Origin of the sequence: Methanoculleus sp., from assembly GCF_035363275.1 — an archaeon.
Taxonomy (GTDB): Archaea; Halobacteriota; Methanomicrobia; order Methanomicrobiales; family Methanoculleaceae; genus Methanoculleus.
Window position 1 is genome coordinate 1 of the sequence record NZ_DAOSET010000121.1, and the last position, 1,958, is coordinate 1,958.

General features: G+C 58.1%; 2 protein-coding genes. Both read right to left on the bottom strand.

What is annotated here, in order from left to right; genetic code table 11:
• Window positions 1-76: 76 nt before the first annotated feature.
• On the bottom strand, window positions 77-685 hold the full coding sequence (locus PLN84_RS13150) for a hypothetical protein (RefSeq protein WP_292559423.1): 609 nt from the start codon (window positions 683-685) through the stop codon (window positions 77-79).
• A 103-nt stretch (window positions 686-788) separates the two neighbouring features.
• Window positions 789-1,958 (bottom strand): ribosome biogenesis/translation initiation ATPase RLI (locus PLN84_RS13155; protein WP_348532179.1); only part of this gene is annotated, 1,170 nt, incomplete at its 5' end.

The window sequence follows — 1,958 nt, forward strand, 5'->3', positions numbered from 1 at the left end:
CCCCCCCCCCCCCCCCTGTCCCCACCCCCAGGTGCGATACCCCCACGGTCCACTGTACTGGGTTTTCTCCTTGCTTTTAGTCGTACGTAAGATAATAGTCCTCCAAACACTCTACGGGGCCGATCTGGTTGTCGCGTAATTCACGGAGGCAAAGAAATCCTTGATGAAATTCACCAAAATAATAACCTATCACAGTTGCTCCCGAAAACACCGTCTTGTAATCATCACCCGGGTGCCACTGCTTCCACCGCTCTCTATCCTCATCCGACGGGTTACAGTATACTGTATCCCTAAATTGGAATATGTGAGAATAGAATTTAGCCCACTTGCCCCGGGTGGAATAAAGAACAGCATCACGGGGGCAAATAAACGACAATATTCTGTTGGAAAACACAAATCCTTTGTTCGCCTGCACGCATATCCCCTGGGAGGGCTGCCTTGCCCCATCTATATGCAAATGAAAGTCTTTATCCAGTATTTTCCATACCTCTTGGACCCGAATATTGGCAAAGCAGTGTGCTTCGACCCAGTTGTCTGTTGCCCACAGGTATCCAGGATAACAGGTGTTAGCCTGGCGATCATTGATATTGACAAAGTGGAACCAGTCTTTGTTCCATTCTCCAGGGATCTCGTTCAATACCAAGTCTATGCCTCGAATTGCCGAGAGCAGACCTGCGAGAACCATATAGTGTGATTATCCCCGTTGGGTAACATGGGGTACTCTTAACATTTGCAGGTACAACGGAAACCGTATATCCGCCAAAAAAGAAAAGACCTCCCGATGCCCCTCAGGACTTCGAGATCTCCGCGTAGTAATAGTCCCCGGCCGCGATCTGTTCCCTGTCCAGGAACGAACCCGGCTTGTTGATCCGCGGTCTCCCGCTCTTGTCCCGCCGGAAGGTGATCCCGAGCGCTTGTAAGAACCGGTTCATGCCCGGCGCCATATCGAACGGCCCCGCGGCCTTGCCGTGCAGGCCCGGCTCGCCCTCGAAGACCAGGATCCGGTCGCTGATCATGTCGATGACGTAGATGTCGTGGTCGATCACGAGCGTGCTCGCGTCCCGCCCTTCGGCGTGCTTCCGGATCATCCGCGAGATCTTCACCCGCTGCTCCACGTCGAGGTGAGCGCTCGGCTCGTCTAAGATGTAGAGGTCGGCATCACGCGAGAGGCAGATCGCGATCGCCACACGCTGGAGTTCGCCGCCGGAGAGCGTGGTTATGGGCGCCTGGAGGAGCTGCGAGAGCGAGAGGGGTTCTAAGATCTCGTGCTGGTAGTATGACGTGTCGAACTTCACCGTCGTCTGCCGGAGGACCTCCTCGACGGTCGCCTCCGTGTCGCCCTTGAGGTACTGCGGCTTGTAGGAGATCCGCACCCGGGTGTCCATCGCCCCGGTATCGGGCGGGAGCACCCCGGCAAGGAGCCCGGCAAACGTGCTCTTGCCGATACCGTTCGCCCCGAGGACCCCGAGGACCTCGCCGCTCCGGATCTCCCCGCCGTCGACGGTGAGCGAGAACTCCTCGAAACGCTTTGTCATCGCCGGGAACTCGAGCAGCACCTCCCGGTTCGAGTCGGCGGCATGGGCCCGGGTATCGAACGTCACCGGATAGGTCCTGAACCGGACGTTCTCCTCCGGGAGGAAACCCTCCAGGTACTGGTTGATCCCTATCCGGACGCCCTTCGGGTGGGTGATGACACCGAAGACCGCCGGTTCTCCGTAGGCGATGTGCACCGTATCGGCAAGCATATCAAGGATAGCGAGGTCGTGCTCAACGATCACGACCGGGCGTTCCCGGGCGAGTTCGCGGATCAGGTTTGCGGCGGCCATCCGCTGGTAGACGTCGAGGTAGGGCGTGATCTCATCCAGGAAGTAGAAGTCTGCATCCCGCGCGAGGCAGGCGGTGATCGCCACCCGCTGCAGCTCGCCGCCGGAGAGGGTCGTGATCGGCCGGTCGATGAC